Source organism: uncultured Sphingobacterium sp., from assembly GCF_964277905.1.
Taxonomy (GTDB): Bacteria; Bacteroidota; Bacteroidia; order Sphingobacteriales; family Sphingobacteriaceae; genus Sphingobacterium; species Sphingobacterium siyangense.
Genome location: NZ_CAXYKD010000048.1, coordinates 329,941 through 348,316 on the forward strand (window position 1 = coordinate 329,941; position 18,376 = coordinate 348,316).

An 18,376-nucleotide genomic window follows, 5' to 3' on the forward strand; every position below is an offset into this window, starting at 1 on the left:
GGAAGCGCTTCATTGTAAAACTGATCTTCAATTTTTCCTACAAAACGTATTAATTGATTTATACCAGTTCTACTATTAGTAGGGGTTTAACAGGGGGATAACAGGGGGTTAACAGGGGTATAACAGGGGTAAACCCTTGTTAACCCCTAGTTATATCCCTGTAAAAATGGTATTATTCCGATTTAACTTACGAACGTGATCACAATGTGGTAACATGGTTAGGGGGATAAAGAATAGTTGTCTCAATAATGCCATTTTTTATATTGGAAATATGATAAGTGGTGGTAGTGCGTGTTGTATAATGATTAAACGATCAAAAGACCATATTAAAGCTTATATGAATAGCAACTTGATTTGCTGTATTTGCTCAATTTTTGTATCATTGGGGAGATGATAACCAATGCAGCAGCTTAAGTCTTTTTTATACGCGTATCTCCAACTTTTTCTTTTCCTTTTCTTAGGGCAATCTTCAGTTTGGAGCCAGGTCAATACGTATGCGTTTAAAACCTTAACTTCTGACCAGGGCCTGGTCCATAATCATGTCAATTGCGCACTCAGGGATAAGTACAATTACCTCTGGTTTGGTACCGAATCTGGCCTTAGCCGATTTGATGGAGCGCAATTCACAAATTTTCGCTATTCCGCTAATAAACGTACCGGGCTGAGTGGAAATTCGATTTCCGCAATCTTTGAGGGACCAGAAGGCAATGTATGGATCCGTACCAGCAACCGGATGAATGTGTATGATCAGCATTCAGGCATTATCGTCCAGCAGCTTGATTCCATACTGACCCGCTTAAAGTTGCCCGTCAAAGACGTACATACGATAAGACAGCTGGAAGGGCAGACCTTTGCACTATTGTATAGTGATCGTTCGCTGATCTTGTACGATAGCCTAAAGAAAACCTATCGTACTGTACCGCAGTTGACCAAAAACAACCGAATAGCCGATGTGATAGCTGGGCAAGGGCAGACGATCTGGGTAATCTACGAAAATGGCCTGCTGGGTCACATTGATACGAAATCACTGCGAAGTACCAAAACTAGCTTATTGCCGATCAGCAATAAGCTGGTAAATTATAATCTATTTGCCGATCAGGATGGGGCGATATGGATCTTCTCAAAGGATATTCCAATCGGTGTATACTGGTTTGACCCGAAAGATGGATCAATTCAACATCTCCAAAAAGAACTATCCAATCCTTTTGTAGGCAATATCGTGCAAGATGATAAAGGGCATCTCTGGCTAGGAACTGACCATGGTGGGATCAATGTTTATGATAAAAAAACAAAAAGTGTACAAATCATCGGTAACGATAAATATGATTTACGGAGCCTACCTTACAATAGCATAACGGCTTTATATCGGGATAAGTCCGGTATTATCTGGACGGGAACATACAAAGGCGGCATCAGTTATTATCATCCCAACTTGTTATTATTCTCCTTAGTCAAGAACTATCCTGGACTTCCCAAATCACTTCCCTTTGACGACGTCAATAAGTTTGTACAGGATCGAAAGGGTAATCTCTGGATTGGGACAAATGGTGGGGGATTGCTCTATTATGATATCAGTCAGAAAACCTTTACGCAATACCTGCATGATCCTCAGGATCCCAATAGTTTGAGCAGCAACGTGATTGTTTCCTTATTGCTGGATGCGGAAGACAGGCTGTGGATAGGAACTTATCGAGGTGGTATGTGTCGATTTGACGGCAAAAGTTTTAAGGTTTTCCACCGTGACGCGGCTCCAGGGAAATTGAATGACGATAGTGTATGGGAGATCTATGAAGATAGTCAACATCGGTTTTGGATAGGAACGCTAAGTACCGGCCTGTACCTGTTTGATAAAAAAACAGAACAGTTTTCGAAAACATATACACGGCAGGGCCAAACCATCAACAGCAATTATATCTCTGTCTTATTTGAGGATTCAAAAAAACGTCTCTGGATCGGCACAGCTACAGGATTGGCATTGTTGGCCCCCGACGACAAGGTTACTTATATCAATACATCCAGTTCGCCTATGAAACTCATGAATGATTTAATTTATGATATCAAAGAGGACAAAACTGGTCGTATTTGGGTAGCGACACAAGAGGGACTGCATGTAATTGATGGTGCAAAAATAAGCTATCTTACACAGCAAGATGGGCTTAGCGACGATGCAATCCTGGCACTCTTGGTCGATGATCAAGGTGATGTTTGGGCTTCCACAAACAAAGGCCTGTCGGCGATTGTCGGTACAGGACAGGCAGAGAAGTTTATCATCCGCAATTTTACGCAGGAATTGGGCCTTCAGGGGAATGTATTCAATGAAAACGCTGCTTTAAAAATGCGGGACGGAAGACTTGTTTTTGGTGGGCCAAAGGGGTTCAATTTTATTGATCCTGCGAAAATTAGCCGCGAAAGTGAACTGATCTTGCCGCTTTTGTCCAATCTCTATTTATTCAACAAGCGGGTAGCCGTAGGTGAAGAATTTTCGGGCCGGGTCATTTACGATCAAGCCCTGAATAATCTTAAGGAACTGAGGCTTCCGTACAACCTCAATGCCATTTCGCTGGAGTTCTCAACCTTTGACTACCTACAGCAACATAATGGACTCTACCAATATCAGCTTGCTGGTCTAAGTGATGAATGGTTTGATTTTGAACCGGGAACCATGCGGGCCAGTTTTACCAATCTGGACACCCGCAGCTACAGCTTGTATATTCGGCATGCTATCGATTCAAGTAGCTGGTCAGATGGTGTACTACTTTTGACAATCGATATACAGCCACCGTTTTGGCGTTCAACAATGGCTTTTCTTTTTTACGCCTGTTTGATACTAGTCGTCCTATGGGCTTATTTTTATTTGACAAAACTGCGTGTCAGGACGCGTAATCAACTTTACCTCGCTCAGGAACAGGCTGCACAGGCAAAGGAATTGGATGCGTTGAAAACACGTTTCTTTACCAATATAAGCCATGAATTCAGGACTCCGATCAGCTTGATTCTAACTCCAGCACAGCAGCTGCTGGATGAAGAGCTGCATCCAGAAAAAAAAGCCGACCTAAACTTGATCAAGAAGAATGCAGACCGTCTGCTTAAATTGGTCAACCAGCTGCTAGACTTTAGAAAATTGGAGAAAAGTGAACTTGAACTGAACGAAGAATATGGGGACCTCATGGGATTTATCCGCGAACAGCTCGATGCCTTTGCCGGGATAGCTCAAAGCAATCAAATCTCGCTGCAGGTCAATATCGCTCCAGACACATATCTGTCCTGGTTTGACAAAAACAAATTGGAAAGCATTATTTTCAATCTGATGTCAAATGCGGTCAAATTTAGCCCAGTATCCGGTATTGTGGCATTCCATGCCGAAATCACTGAACAAGAAAAAGGAAAGATACTGTGTATTGAAGTTCAAAATCAGGGTATAGCGATTCCCGAAAATTTACAAGCCCGCGTTTTTGAACGTTACATACAACTGGATGTGCCAAATGGAAAACTGAATCAAGGTACAGGCATCGGGCTTTCTATTGTTAAAGACTATGTCGAATTCTTGAGTGGAAATATCAGGCTGAGTAGCAATGCGCACTGGACGACATTTAATGTTCAGTTGCCCATAAATAAGGCCGTAGCGAGCGCCGATCCCGTCGAAAGCAGTAAGCAGGATAAACCCGCTATTTTATTAGTGGAAGATGATATTGACTTCCTTCATTACTTGGAGCGAACCCTGAGTTCGGTCTACCTAGTTCACGCTGCACAAAGTATTAATGATGCAAAATTGATCCTAAGCAAGCAGCAGGTCGATCTTGTCATCACCGATCTCAGCCTGCCTGGAGAGAGCGGACTGGATTTTTGCCGCTTTATAAAAGCCCAGGCTAAGCTGGTTCATATCCCTGTGCTGATTGTAACTGCGGTAGTCAATCAGAAGATTGAACTGGAGGCCTTACAGGCCGGTGCAACAGATTATATCAACAAACCTTTTAATATCAGTCTACTGCGTTCAAAACTGGCGCAGATACTCCATCAGCAGCAGACGTTAGTAAAACGGTATAAAAAACAGATCAACGTTAATCTGGCGCAGCCCGATATCGTATCTGCTGATGAACAGTTTATCCGTGTGCTTGTAAAGGAAATTGAACAGGATCTCAGTGACTCTTCGCTTTCTGTCGAACTGCTAGCCAAAAGAATGAACCTCACCCGCGTAGGGCTTTATAAAAAGGTGCTTGCCATCACAGGCTATTCACCGATGGAATACATCCGACATATTCGGCTCAAACGTGCCATGCATCTGGTTCAGAACTCGAAATTATCGATGGCTGAAATTGCTTATGAAGTAGGATTCGGAAATCCGAAACAATTCAGCAAATATTTTAAATCTGCATTTGGTAACCTGCCGTCTTTTTATCGAAAAACCTTATAAATAAATGGTTTAGTGGCAATGTCGTCTGCATGTCTTCCCGCACATGTTAACAAAATAACCCCTAAAAGTTAACAAAACATACCCCTTATACAACCGGTTGCATTCTATATTTGATCTGTTCTTTCAATAGGAAAGGACGCGTAATAACCAAGGGAATATAATAACCAATAAATCTTATTTAAATGCGCAACTTAACGTACGCTTTAAGTGGTTTGATGCTCTTCGCAATCGTGCAGCAGGGATTTAGCCAAGCCAATAAAGCTCATTATGAAAAAATGCCTTCCGGTATTAAGGTCAGCTTCAAAAATTCGGAAACCTCCATTGATCAGGATATTTATTTGGATGTCGTAACCGACAAGATTGTGCGTGTCACAGCTGTTCCAGCGGGTGCAGTCTTACCGGGACAAACGAGCTTAGTGATCGTCGATTCACTGCGCCGGCAAGTAAAATCACTCGCGGTAAGCTCGACCGACTCGACGGTAAATGTACAAACGGCCAATATGCAGGCAGTGGTTTCTTTGATGAATGGTAAAGTGGAATTTTTTGACCTTAAGGGGCAATCCATCCTTAAAGAAGCAAAGCGGAATTCAAGTTCTTTCTTAACCAATAGTTATCAAGGTGATGCATTTTACCACATTAACCAAGACTTTATTGTCAATGCGGAAGAAGGGATCTATGGGCTCGGCCAACATCAGAATGCGGTGATGAATTATAACCGCGGAAACCAGGTTTCGCTGCTGCAATATAATACAGAAATCGGAATACCCTTTTTACTGTCTACCAATAACTATGGTATTTTATGGCACAATTACTCCATTACAAAAGCGGGCGACGTGAGGCCATTATTACCCTTAAATGCTTTTAAGCTACAGTCAAAAGAAGGTGAACCGGGGTGGCTCACAGCAACCTATGTAAATCGGAACAAGGGCGAAGAGGTTTATCTATCCCGGCCGGAATCGATCATTGACTATGGCTACCTAACAGATCAGCACAAGTTTCCAAAGGGCGTAAATCTGGCCGAAAGCAAAGTCATCTATGCCGGAAGTTTCTCTTCGCCCTACACAGGCAAACATGTGCTGCATTTTAAATATTCGGGTTATATGAAAGTCTGGATTGACGGGGAGCAGGTCGCTGACCGCTGGCGGCAATCCTGGAATGCAGGTACCTTTGAGATTGAGAGAGACCTCCAGAAAGATAAGACCCACCAGATCCGCATGGAATGGATACCAGATGGAGGGGAGTCTTATTTTACCTTAAACTGGCAGAGTCCTATCCCAGAAGGGCGTAAAAACATATTTTCCTTTAATTCGGAAGCTGGCGATGCCATTGACTATTACTTTGTTCAGGGCGCATCAATGGATGAGGTCATTGCAGGTTATCGCCACTTGTCCGGCAAGGCACCGATTATGCCGCTTTGGAGCTTCGGATTTTGGCAGAGCAGAGAACGCTACAAGACGCAAGCGGAAATTGAAGCGGTCGCAGCTGAATTTCGCAAACGTAAGATTCCAATCGACAATATTGTGCAGGATTGGTCTTACTGGGCTGAAAATGACTGGGGGAGCCAGAAATTTGATGTAAAGCGTTTCCCAGATCCTCAGGCCATGGTGAAGAAGCTGCATGATCAGCACTTTAAGATCATGATTTCGGCCTGGCCCAAAATCAATGAAGAGTCTTCCGTATACCAAGAATTTAAAGCCAACAAATGGATCTATCCACGAAATATTTATGATGGCAGAAAAGACTGGATCGGAAAGGGCTATACCTCGACATTTTATGATCCTTTCAACAAAGCGGCACGCGATGGGTTCTGGAAATTGTTGAACAACAACCTGTTCAAAATTGGGATCGATGCCTGGTGGATGGATGCCAGCGAACCAGATATTCACTCCAATATTGATCTGGATGAGCGTAAATCGGTTTTTCAGCCGAGTATAGGGTCATCTGTTCGCTATTATAATGCGTTCCCTTTGCAAAATGCCAAGGGTATCTATGAGGGCCAGCGTGAAACAGATCCTAACAAACGGGTATTTATTCTGACGCGATCTTTTTTTGCAGGGCAGCAGCGCTATGCGGCGGCGGCCTGGAGCGGCGATATTGCTTCCAGATGGCATGACATGAAAGATCAGATTGCCGGGGGCATCAATTTCTCGATGTCTGGTACACCCTATTGGACCATGGATGCGGGTGGCTTTTTGGTTGAAAACAGGTTTCACAAACCTAATGCGGCGGACTTGGAGGAGTGGCGCGAGCTAAATAGCCGCTGGTACCAATACGGGGCATTCTTGCCTTTGTTCAGGGCGCATGGACAATATCCCTACCGTGAGCCGTATAATATCGCTCCTGTGGATCATCCGGCCTATAAAAGCATGACCTATGCGATCAATCTACGGTATAAATTACTGGCCTATAATTATAGTCTTGCCGCGAAGACTTTTTTTGAAGACTATTCGATGATACGTGGACTTCCCATGGATTTCCCGCAGGACAAAGATGGATTCGACAGCAACGACCAATATCTTTGGGGACCATCCTTGCTCATCAGTCCAGTCACTGAAAAAGGAGCGACCTCACGCAAGATACATTTTCCAAAAGGAGCCAGCTGGTATGATCTATACAGTGGCAAGATGGTAGTAGGCGGGCAGGAGCTGGTTGTTGCAGCACCATACGAACGTATCCCTGTTTATGTCAGAGCCGGAGCAATAGTGCCCATTGGACCTGTCATGCAGTATACGGCCGAGAAAAAGCCGGATGTGCTGGATATTTATATCTATGCCGGAGCAGACGGTCAGTTTTCACTCTATGAAGACGAAGGGAGCAATTATAATTATGAAAAAGGGAAATATAGCCGCATTGATTTCAGCTACGATAATTCTGCACAGATACTGTCTTTGGCCAGCCGTCAGGGAGATTTCGACGGCATGCTGACCAAAAGAAAGTTCAATATCATTTTTGTCAGCGACAGGAATGCCGTCGGACTGGATGTTTCATCAGCAAAATCTACTGTGGTAACCTATACAGGCAAAGCTTTGCAGGTCAAATTAAAATAATAAAAAACCAATTTATAAATCAAGACATATGATAAGCAAACAATTGTTGAGCAGGGGCATGGCCGTCGTTGTCATGACCAGCGTGACCTCTTTGGTCTGGGCACAATCCTTCACCGGATCGGTTGTTTCGGCTGATTCAGGATTGCCGATCGGGGGCGCGAGTATCAGCGTAAAGAATCAGAAGATTTCAACGAGCAGCGATGAATCGGGCAAGTTTTCTCTTGCAGCCAGCACAGGGACTGTATTGACCATTACTTACGTAGGGTACAAAACGGAGGAAGTTAAAATTACTGGTCCCAATATGGTGATCCGCCTACAGCCGCAAGCTTCCGATCTCGAAGAGGTGGTAGTCATTGGTTACGGTGTACAAAAGAAAAAACTGAATACAGGAGCCAATTTGAAGGTGGAGGGTGAAGAACTGCAGAAACGCAATCAATTGAACCCGCTGCAGTCGCTTCAGGGGCAAGCACCGGGTGTATCCATTACATCAACTTCCGGTCAGCCGGGAGCAGATATGAAGGTCGTCGTCCGCGGGCTGGGAACAATCGGTAATTCGGGTCCCTTGTACGTTATCGACGGCGTTCCGGGAGGGGATATTTCGGTCTTGAATGCGGCCGATATCCAATCTATCGACGTACTGAAAGACGCAGCTTCGGCCGCTATCTATGGTTCGCAAGCTGCCAATGGGGTTATCCTGGTCACCACTAAAATGGGCGCTGCGGGAAAAAATGTGCTGTCGTTTGATGGCTATACGGGCATTCAGAATGTTTCGCGTAAAGCAAAATTGCTGGATGCAGATCAGTACAAGCTGATCATGAATGAGCAATCGCTGAATTCGGGGGCCGCGCTGATTGATTTTAACGGCATGGACGGTCTGGCCAATACCAATTGGATGGATTATATGTTCAAGGATAATGCAAAAATGGACAATTACAATGTTGCCCTGACCGGCGGCAATGAAAAATCCACCTACGCCTTATCGATGAATTATATTGGTCAGGAGGGGATTGTCGGTGGTAAAGACGTTTCCAACTATCAGCGTTATGGTTTCCGGACGAATTCGGAACATAAACTCTTTGATAACTTGGTGAAAATAGGTCAGCACCTCAACTTTAACTACATCAAAAATCGAGGCATCAGTGTAGGCAATCAGTACAGCAATACGCTGCGCGGTGCGTTTGCCACTTCGCCCTTGTCACCGGTGTATTCAGACAACGGCTTGTACGGAAGTCCTTTCAATGATACTTCCAATTCACCTTGGTACAATGGGGACAGCAATCCATACGGGGTGATGATGACCAATTCGAACAACGCCAATGATGGCCAAAAATTATTGGCCGATATCTTTGCGGAAATCGAACCGATCAAAGGCCTAAAGGTGCGGTCATTGCTGGGATTCAACTATTATGCTTCAGAATACAGAAGTTTTACGCCCTTATACCGCTTCTCCATCTACACCTACAACCAAGATCATACAACAACCTCGCAGAACATGAGCAAAGGTCATACGCTGACCTGGACAAATACAGCTTCTTATGACTTTGATATCAATACGGATCATCGCTTTTCGGCGATGGTCGGTATGGAATCGCTACGTTACCAAGGAACTTACCTTTCGGGGTCCAACTGGAATCTGCTTTCGCAGTTCAATGATTTTGCACATGCTTACCTGGACAATACTACAGGCCAGGCACACCTGGATGAAAAAGGAAACGTCGTCGAAACGCGTACGGTGTCTGGAAAACCTGAGAACATCACCCGTAGGGTCTCGTACTTTGGACGGCTAGGCTACAATTATAAAGAAAAGTACCTGTTGAATGCTACATTGCGTGCAGATGGATCCTCTAAATTTTCGCGCAGCAACCGCTGGGGATATTTCCCTTCGGTATCGGCAGGCTGGGTAATTTCTTCGGAAGAGTTTTTTAAAGAACATTTAGCGGCTGTAAACTTCTTTAAACTTCGTGCTTCATGGGGGCAAGTGGGTAATCAGGATATCGCTGATTTTCAATATGCGGCACCAATTAGTACCTCAACAGGCATTACATCGTCCAACCCCGGCGCACATTATGTCTTTGGAACGAGCAACAATAATATCGCCGGGGCTTATCCGAGCCGCTTATCCAATCCGAATCTGACCTGGGAAACTTCCGAACAGACCAATATCGGATTTGATGCCAAATTTGCGAACAGCCGTCTGGATGTTGTTGCCGACTTTTATGTCAAAAAAACGAAAAACTGGCTGGTTACAGCGCCTGTTTTGGCGACAACCGGAACGTTGCCCCCTTTTATCAATGGCGGCGACGTGAAGAATACAGGGGTGGAACTGGGACTAAATTGGGCGGATAAGATCAATGAAGTCAAATATCGCCTTGGGGTAAATGGTGCCTATAACAAAAATAAGGTGGGACAGATACCAACTGAAGATGGTATTATCCACGGACAGACAGCCATGTTATACGATAATTCGGAAGAATTTTACCGTGCCGCAAACGGCCTGCCCATTGGCTACTTCTGGGGGTATAAAACAGACGGTCTATTCCAGAACCAAGCCGAGATCGACGCCTGGAAAACAGCTGGAAAAGGTATCCTTCAAGCGGATGTAAAACCGGGCGATGTGAAATATGTAGATCAGAATAACGATGGTATTATCAATGCCTCGGATAAGACAAATTTGGGCGTGGGCATGCCTAATTTTACCTATGGATTTAATATTGGACTGGATTATAAAGGATTTGATTTCTCGGTGAGTGCTTACGGTTCCCTTGGAAACAAGATTGTACAGTCTTACCGCAATCATGCCAATAAACAAGCAAACTATACCACACGAATATTAGACCGATGGACCGGGGAAGGTACTTCCAGTACGATCCCCCGTGTTACGGAAACTAATGTCAATTGGCAGTTTTCAGACCTTTATATTCAGGATGGAGACTTTCTTCGGATCAGCAATGTGACCTTAGGTTATGATCTGTCGAAGCTGATCAAATGGAAGTATGCTAATCAGATCCGCTTCTACGTACAAGGTCAAAACCTGTTTACGTTCACCAAATATGATGGGATGGATCCCGAGATCGGTTATGGAACAGATGGTTGGGTATCGGGTATCGACCTCGGTTACTATCCAAGACCAAGGACTGTATTATTTGGCCTAAATGTTAAATTCTAAACACAAGAAATCATGAAAAAAACGAGCTATATCTATCATTCCATGTTATTTGGATCCTTAATCTTAGGATCATGTTCATCCAGTTTTTTGGATGTCGAACCGATGACAAGCGTTTTGGAAAGCAATTTTTATAAAACCGTAGCCGATGCTGACATGGCTCTGGTCGGCTGTTATGATGGTTATCAACGGACGACCTCCAATGGGAGCCAGTCTTTCTATCTGACAGCAGAGGTGGCCGCCGACAATTGTTTTGGCGGAACAGGTACAACAGACGGTCGCTCATTTCAGGCAATAGACCGTTTTGATATTGCGCAGTCCCAATCGGACAATAATATCTTTGATGGTACCTGGTCTGATTACTACGCGGGAATTTTTCGCTGCAATACGCTATTGGGAAAATTGGACGGTACTGATTTTTCAGGCAACACAACAGCGCGGGCACGTATCGAAGGGGAAACGAAATTCCTGCGGGCCACCATGTACTTTGATCTCGTCCGTCTATTCGAAAACATCCCTTTGCTAACGAGCCCGACCAATGAGAATATTCCACAGTCGGACCCCAAAGCGATTTATCAACTGATTGTTTCAGACCTTAAATTTGCGGCTGCCAATATCCCAGCAACAGCTTACCCCAAGTCAGCTGCGGCAACCAATGATGGTCGGGCAACTCCATTTGCTGCTAAAGCGCTACTGGCCCGTGTTTATCTATTTTATGCAGGCTATTATGGCGGCGAAGATATCGGTGTCTCCAAGGCCGAAGCCCTGGCGGGACTCGAAGAAGTTATCAGCAGTGGCCAGTTTGCGCTGGTGGCAGATTTCAAAAATCTGTGGCCGGCAGCGAGTTATATCCCCAATGCAAGCAATAATACGCTAGATATTTCCAAATATGCCGGTAAGGGAAATGCTGAGGTTGTATTTGCACAGAAATTCAACAATACATCGAACTACAACGGTTATGTTGATGGCAACCGCTGGGTCGTCTTTCTGGGCTTGCGTGGTAAAAATTGGTCGCCTTATGGCCAAGGATGGGGGGCATGTACGGTAAGCAAAAAGTTCTTCAATGAGTTTGACAACATGGATACACGCAAAACTGCCTCAATTATTGATATCGATGGCGAGAATATCACGGGATTCGACCTGAAAGACCAGCGTGAGTATACAGGTTACACCATAAAAAAATACGCCCCCACGGCATTGCCGGATGGCACCACCAATACTGGAGGGGATAAGGATATGCAACTGTCCCAAGACCAGGATTACTTTGTCATCCGCTATGCTGATGTCTTGCTTATGGCGGCAGAACTCGGTTCCGCAAACGCACAGAAATACTTTGACGAGGTAAGGAAAAGAGCGTATAAGACCAATTTTGTGTCGCTAGCAGTTTCAAAAAACAATATTCTGAAGGAAAGAAAATTTGAATTTGCGTTTGAAGGTATCCGCTATTGGGATGTATTGCGGCAGGGGCTGAATAACGCCGCCGCTACACTGGAAACAACCGAAGATGTGCTCAGTGGATCTGTACCGGAGAAGGTCACTGTGACTAAAGAGCGTTTTTTGACAACGAAAGGATTTATGCAAATACCTAACAAGCAGATTACCTTATCCAATGGTGTACTGAAACAAAATGCTGGATGGAACTAAACACAGGTATACTAGGACTTACTATTGGTTGAATTATAACTAGACAAACATGAAAAAGATATTCACATATGCCATCTGCTTTTTTGCGGCGATGGTACTCTTTGGAGCTTGTTCTCCCGAGAATTATACACTGGGAGACATCGATGTCACTTCGGCGCAGTTGGAGAAGGGAAAGGCCTTTACTGTTGAACATGATGCCAGCAATCCCAATATTGTGTATTTAACCAGCTTGATGGATTCAAAATACACCCCATTGTGGGAACATCCACAAGGACGGAGTCAGGAGAAAAAGGTAACTCTGAAAATGCCTTTTCCTGGTGAGTACACCGTTAAATTTGGTGTCGAGACGCGTGGTGGCATCGTCTACGGCGAGCCTGTGACATTTAAAATCGATCAGATGTATGCCGAGTTTATCAGTGACGAGACCTGGACCTTATTGACGGGCGGGGCAGGGGAAGAGAAAACCTGGTACCTCGATCTGGATGCTGAGGGCATTTCCCGCTACTTTAAAGGTCCAATGTATTTTTACGGCACCGGTGACTGGTGGGGAAGCATCAATAGAACAGCCGCGCCTTTAAACAGCGATAGCTGGAGCTGGGAACCCGATTGGAAAGGCAATAGCTGGCTTATGCCTGCCGGCGATTATGGAAGTATGACTTTTGATCTGAAAGGCGGTGCAAATATCAATGTGAATCATGCTATGCTGGGGAAAGTTCAGAAGGGGACTTTTAATATCGATACCGAAAAGAAAACCATCCGTATGACTGGGGCTTCGCCTTTACATGGAAAGCCACAAGATGGGATCGTTGTCGACTGGGGCGATGTCCGTATTATGTCACTGACCGAGAATACGATGCAACTGGCGGTATTGCGGGATCCCGTGCTTTCGAACGACGGAGCAGCTATGCTGACCTTTAATTTTATCAGCAAGGCCTACAAGGAGAGTTTGACCGAAGATTCCTCGGCGGATGGCAGTAAGACTAAATAAGCCTATGTTGAAGCGACTATTTCACACAGGATATAGCCGAATGATGATCCTGCTCTTCCTGTTATTGGCGACCGCGGGTTCCTTAAGTGGACAGTCCAGAAAGGTTATTGATTTTAATGGGGGCTGGTGGTTTAAACTGGATAGCAGCCAGCAATATAGCCATGGACGAAAAGGAGAGGGCTGGCGAAAGCTCGATCTACCCCATGACTGGAGTATCGAAATGCCATTTAGAGAAAACAGCCCCGCAGGTAGCGGGGCTGCTTACCTCGATGGTGGCGTAGGATGGTATCAAAAAACGTTTAAGCTGGCTCAGGCTGAGCAAGGGCAACGGATATTTATTGCATTCGAAGGTGTATACGAAAACAGTGAAGTCTGGATCAATGGGCATTTTTTAGGAAAAAGACCCAATGGTTATATCGGATTTGAATATGAGCTTTCCCCTTATTTATACTGGGATGGTAGAGACAACCTGCTTTCAGTAAAAGTAAACAATAAGAATCAGCCCAACTCGCGTTTCTATTCGGGGTCGGGGATCTATCGGGATGTCAAATTAATTAGCCGGAATCCAGTCAGCATAGGAACGAACAGTACCTTCATAAGAGCTGGGCAGCTCAGTGAGAAACGTGCTGTCGTGGATCTCTCCCTGGAAATTGAGCATAACCTTGAGGAATCAAAAAAGATTACGCTACTGACAGAGGTTCTTTCGGCTCAAGGTGCTGTTGTCGCAAGCGAACGTACCACGTTGAGCGCTGTCAAAGCAGGTCTGTACTCCATCGCTCAGCAGATAGTCCTCGAAAATCCCGTCTTATGGGGTATTGAAAATCCCTATCAATATACTGCAAAAATTAAACTTATTGTTGATGGTCGGGTTTTAGATGAACAGCTTACGAAATTTGGCTTACGTAATTTTAGCTTCGATCAGCAACGGGGCTTTATACTGAATGGGAGGCAGCTTAAAATCCGGGGTGTCTGTTTACATAGTGATCTCGGCGCTTTGGGCATGGCATTCAATACGTCGGCAGCATTACGTCAGCTCCGCATCATGAAAGCAATGGGGGTCAATGGGATACGCACCTCACACAACCCTGCGGCTCCAGTGTTTTTGGACCTTTGCGACAGCTTGGGTTTTGTCGTGATGAGCGAAACTTTCGATGTCTGGAAAGGGCATAAAAATCCCTATGACTATCATTTATATTGGGACGAATGGTACAAGCGGGACTTTGTTGATCATGTCAAAAGGGATCGGAATCATCCGTCGCTGTTTATCTGGTGCCTGGGCAATGAAGCGCAGGAGCAATGGCATTCCAAAGCTGATGGTACAGCCATTCCGATCGCGCTGGCAGCAATCGTCGATAGTCTAGATGGTACACGTCCAACCACCATTGCCAATAATGAGCTCTCCAAAGCAAATCCGGTGCTGATGAGTTCGGCGGTAGATCTGATTGGCTACAACTATAACCATAAGAAATGGGCAAGCTTCCCACAGGACCATCCCGGAAAGAAGTTTATCGTAACGGAAAGCACTTCGGCGTTGGAAAGCCGCGGAACGTATGATTTGGTTCCTTATGATTCTAGTCGCATGTGGCCTGAACGATGGGATATTCCTTTTTCTGGCGGGAATGAAGACAGGAACATATCGGCTTACGACAATGTATTTACACCATGGGGTTCAAATCATCAGACAAGCTTGAGGTTGATGGAAAGGTATGACCATATTGCTGGGATGTATGTATGGACGGGATTTGATTATCTCGGCGAACCCACACCGTATACCTGGCCGGCACGAAGTTCGTACTTTGGTATTGTGGATCTAGCTGGATTTCCGAAAGATGTCTACTATCTGTATCAAAGCGTATGGACAGAAAAGCCGGTCTTACATGTATTGCCTCATTGGAATTGGAAGCAAGGTGACCGGGTAGATATCGTCGTGTATTTTAATCAGGCTGACCGGGTGGAGCTTTATCTGAACGGTAAAAAGATAGGGGAGCAGTCCAAAGACCCCGGCCGGTACGACCTTGTATTTAAGGCCGTTGAATTTGAACCAGGGGAGATTGAAGTAATATCGTTTCAAGGTGGCAAGAAACTGCTAAGTAAAACGATTCGTACGGCAGGGAGAGCGCATCGTATACAATTGTCTTCAGAAAACGTGACTTTCAATTCGGCAAACAAAGAACTTTCCTTTGTGCATGCCTATATCGTGGACGAGTTTGGTACGATTGTTCCTGATGCAGACGATAAAATCGAATTTGAGGTGGAAGGAGACGCTGCAAAAATTGTGGCGACAGACAATGGCAATACAACGGATCTGACAAGCTTCCAATCAGCTTCACGCAATGCTTTTCATGGTAAAGTCTTGGCGATTGTCACGAGTAAAAACAAAGGTAAAATACGGGTAAGGGCAAAAAGTGAAGGACTAATTTTGGGGGTTATTCAGCTTGAATCCAATTAGTTATTGGCTCTGGTTTGCGCTGGATTTGTATGTTTTTTTACTAATACGAGCAAGATCTTACCATGGTAAGATCTTGCTCGTATTAGTAAAAAATATAACCATATTTAGTATTACACTGTCTAACTATAGAATGTATTATAGAAACTAAAGAATGAATAAACTCCTTCGATTTCAGTAACGCGAACTTGAACAATTGTTTCATTTTTGGTGTCCTCAGCTTTTTCAAAATTTCCACCAATTTGATAATAATATTTTAAATGTTTAGTTTGTCGATAGGCGTTATGGCAAGCAATAACTGTTTCAAAACCTAATTGCGTATTATCCGTTTTAAACGAGCATTTTCTTCTTGGAGTACTTTTAGTTCTTTAAGGTGTTGAGCATCCATACCTCCGTATTTTTGCTTCCATTGGTAGAACGTAGCAGCGGAGGTCCCATGCTCTCTGCAGATATCCTTTGTGGCCTTTCTTGACTCATATTCCTTGAGAATATTGAAGATTTGATGTTCTGAAAATTTGCTCTTTTTCATAATATATAACAAACTAATTTAACATTTTTAATTTGTCTGAAAAACAGGTAGGTCTACCATTGGCGAAGTTCCCTTTACGTGGAGCTGGTCTTTATCTGATCGAGGGCAAGGTCATCCTTGAATATGGCTGCCCAAGTATCGAAGTGATCCGTTGTGGGAAAATGCCGTTAAAACCAGATCCGAGAAGTGAATAGGGGCAATGTCTCGTTTAGTAAATATAAACGTTATGAATATCATACAAGTCTCAAAATCTCAAGTTAAAAAAGAATGATCATAAAAAATTGCCTGGATATTTCCAGAATATCCAGGCGATAATTTTGATTACCGGAACCTTGTTAAGAGATTCGCTAAGTAGATTGGTGTATCAAAGTCTTCCTCCTCTTCCTTATATGGACCTTCAGCATAATTGAGCTTCCTGACTTCCAGAAATGCTTCATCTTTTGATAACCATTCAGCATTTATATTTGGTTTTATAGCGATCTGATAAATATTATCAATGAGTTTTGATGCACCGCTTTCAATATAGGTTTCAGCTGTATATGGATCGCCATCATAGAGTTTCCAGACTAAAAAGTACTCAAAAACACTGATGCAAATCACAAAAATTCCCTGGTCACTGGAATTCACCTCAAAACATATGCATCTATCTTCCACCGGAAAAGGGCTGAATATCGAAAATTTTATATCCGGAAAATTCGATTTCAAATCAACGATAATTTTTTTGGAAAGATCAGGATAATTTGCCAGAAAATCCCTGCCTTTCTGCTCAACCTTATCCGTTTTCGATGACTGGGGCATCCAAAAAAAATCCCAGTCGAAATACTCATCAATTATTTTTTCAAATCTATTCATTATTAAAAATTAATTACAAACGCCAGTTACAGGAAATTTCGGTGTTGTTCTACCACTTAAATTTAAGGAAGCTCGTGCTTCGGGATATGTTTTTTTTAATTGGCTTAAAAATTCAGCCAAAAATTTCGCGGGGAATGTTCCCAGCTGCATTTGCCTTTTTGTTGCCCTATAGGAGTATTTTTTCAGTATGTTCTGCATTGCATCATTTGCCGCAGCAGCGGCCACATTTGCAGCTTGAGCTGATGGCCTACTGCCACTTACACCAATTTCAAGATTAAAGTTTGATGTAACAATGGCTGATTGGCCGGTTACAACAGTCCAGATATTTTCAAAATAACTGTCCGAAATAGTACTGACTGTCAGTCCTTTTATTGAAGCTTCTTTCCAGCCGGGAAGGTTATCTCCTTCTGAAACAACTTCTGTAAAAGTAAAGGATTTTGAGCAAATCCTATTTGCCAATAACTGTTGTTGTTGTTCATCTGATAAATAATTATCTACCTCTTCCGGATTAACTGCCGGTGCTGGGTCGCCAATTCCGCCAAATGGTGGTGGTGTTGAAGGGGGATTATTTGGATTAGGGTTATTTGGATTTGGCCCATCGTCATCGTTTTGACAGATAACCATTAACCTAGTTTCACAATATGTATATGGAGCATCACCAGCACATATTTGTACATACACTGTCTTACATGGAGGCTGCTCGTCTATTGAGCCATCAGCTTTTTTGTTAGCGGAGCGTCTTTTCTTCCTTGCTTTATGACGAACTGCCGATCTTTATATTCTCCATGAAAGTGTACCATTTTTATAATCTTCATATACGACAATACCCGACTTAAATTTGTCAGAGTCATCGTTTGGTAAAACTTTAAGAATGGTAAACTTCCAATTATCTTCTTTGTAAGTTGCCTTTAACCAGATATCGTTGTTGATCGACAATTGCTTGTTGCCGTCTATAATCGGAAATATTTCTTTATCAGCTTTTAATGGAACATAAATTTCGCCATTATATTCCTGTTTAGCTGACCAATCAGGAGTATAATTTATCTCCTTATCAACTCTGGATGAACTCTGGACTTTAAAAGACTCGACGATTCCGTTTTCTTGTACTGCCAGATCACTATCATTGCGATTACATCCAATTAATAGAATAAGGCAAAGAAAAATTTGCAAAATTTTGAATTTCATAATTTAGGGTTATTAGTTAATAAAAAATGGCTATTTTAAAATTACCTCTTAAATTACGAAATTTATTATACAAAAGGAATGGAAGCGATAAATATATTTACGATAGTTTAA

Annotated in this window: 11 protein-coding genes; 7 read left to right on the forward strand and 4 right to left on the reverse strand. The window is 43.5% G+C overall.

Translation table 11 applies throughout. The features are described from left to right. The first annotated feature begins 400 nt into the window (after window positions 1–400). From ACHWSC_RS23075 to ACHWSC_RS23100, 6 genes are all read left to right on the forward strand, one after another. Window positions 401–4,411 (forward strand): two-component regulator propeller domain-containing protein, encoded by a 4,011-nt coding sequence (locus ACHWSC_RS23075; protein WP_394678312.1) that lies wholly within the window; start codon window positions 401–403, stop codon window positions 4,409–4,411. Between the two features lie 182 nt (window positions 4,412–4,593). Next, a complete protein-coding gene (locus ACHWSC_RS23080; RefSeq protein ID WP_394678313.1) occupies window positions 4,594–7,458 on the forward strand; it encodes a TIM-barrel domain-containing protein in 2,865 nt (954 codons plus the stop codon). A 28-nt stretch (window positions 7,459–7,486) separates the two neighbouring features. Next, complete coding sequence (locus tag ACHWSC_RS23085; RefSeq protein ID WP_394678314.1) at window positions 7,487–10,624, forward strand: SusC/RagA family TonB-linked outer membrane protein; 3,138 nt, start codon at window positions 7,487–7,489, stop codon at window positions 10,622–10,624. A 12-nt stretch (window positions 10,625–10,636) separates the two neighbouring features. Continuing rightward, window positions 10,637–12,265 (forward strand): RagB/SusD family nutrient uptake outer membrane protein, encoded by a 1,629-nt coding sequence (locus tag ACHWSC_RS23090; RefSeq protein ID WP_286733551.1) that lies wholly within the window; start codon window positions 10,637–10,639, stop codon window positions 12,263–12,265. Between the two features lie 49 nt (window positions 12,266–12,314). Beyond that, complete coding sequence (locus ACHWSC_RS23095) at window positions 12,315–13,253, forward strand: hypothetical protein (protein ID WP_394678315.1); 939 nt, start codon at window positions 12,315–12,317, stop codon at window positions 13,251–13,253. Beyond that, a complete protein-coding gene (locus ACHWSC_RS23100) occupies window positions 13,234–15,702 on the forward strand; it encodes a glycoside hydrolase family 2 TIM barrel-domain containing protein (protein ID WP_394678316.1) in 2,469 nt (822 codons plus the stop codon). Before ACHWSC_RS23095 ends, ACHWSC_RS23100 begins: the two co-directional genes overlap by 20 nt. Before the next feature lie 307 nt (window positions 15,703–16,009). On the opposite strand, the gene ACHWSC_RS23105 is transcribed toward ACHWSC_RS23100, so the two are convergent. Continuing rightward, complete coding sequence (locus tag ACHWSC_RS23105; RefSeq protein WP_394678317.1) at window positions 16,010–16,228, reverse strand: transposase; 219 nt, start codon at window positions 16,226–16,228, stop codon at window positions 16,010–16,012. A 32-nt stretch (window positions 16,229–16,260) separates the two neighbouring features. On the opposite strand from ACHWSC_RS23105, the gene ACHWSC_RS23110 reads away from it, so the two are divergent. Next, entirely contained in the window at window positions 16,261–16,422 is a 162-nt protein-coding gene (locus tag ACHWSC_RS23110; protein WP_153846937.1) for a hypothetical protein, read from the forward strand. A 127-nt stretch (window positions 16,423–16,549) separates the two neighbouring features. Here ACHWSC_RS23110 and ACHWSC_RS23115 read toward each other — a convergent pair whose 3' ends face one another. The 3 genes from ACHWSC_RS23115 to ACHWSC_RS23125 form a co-directional block, all read right to left on the reverse strand. After that, window positions 16,550–17,080 (reverse strand): hypothetical protein, encoded by a 531-nt coding sequence (locus ACHWSC_RS23115; RefSeq protein ID WP_153846938.1) that lies wholly within the window; start codon window positions 17,078–17,080, stop codon window positions 16,550–16,552. 9 nt (window positions 17,081–17,089) lie between these two features. Next, complete coding sequence (locus tag ACHWSC_RS23120; protein WP_394678318.1) at window positions 17,090–17,704, reverse strand: hypothetical protein; 615 nt, start codon at window positions 17,702–17,704, stop codon at window positions 17,090–17,092. Window positions 17,705–17,854: 150 nt separating this feature from the next. Next, window positions 17,855–18,265: a hypothetical protein gene (locus ACHWSC_RS23125; protein WP_394678319.1), complete on the reverse strand. Its 411-nt coding sequence runs from the start codon at window positions 18,263–18,265 to the stop codon at window positions 17,855–17,857. Window positions 18,266–18,376: the final 111 nt, after the last annotated feature.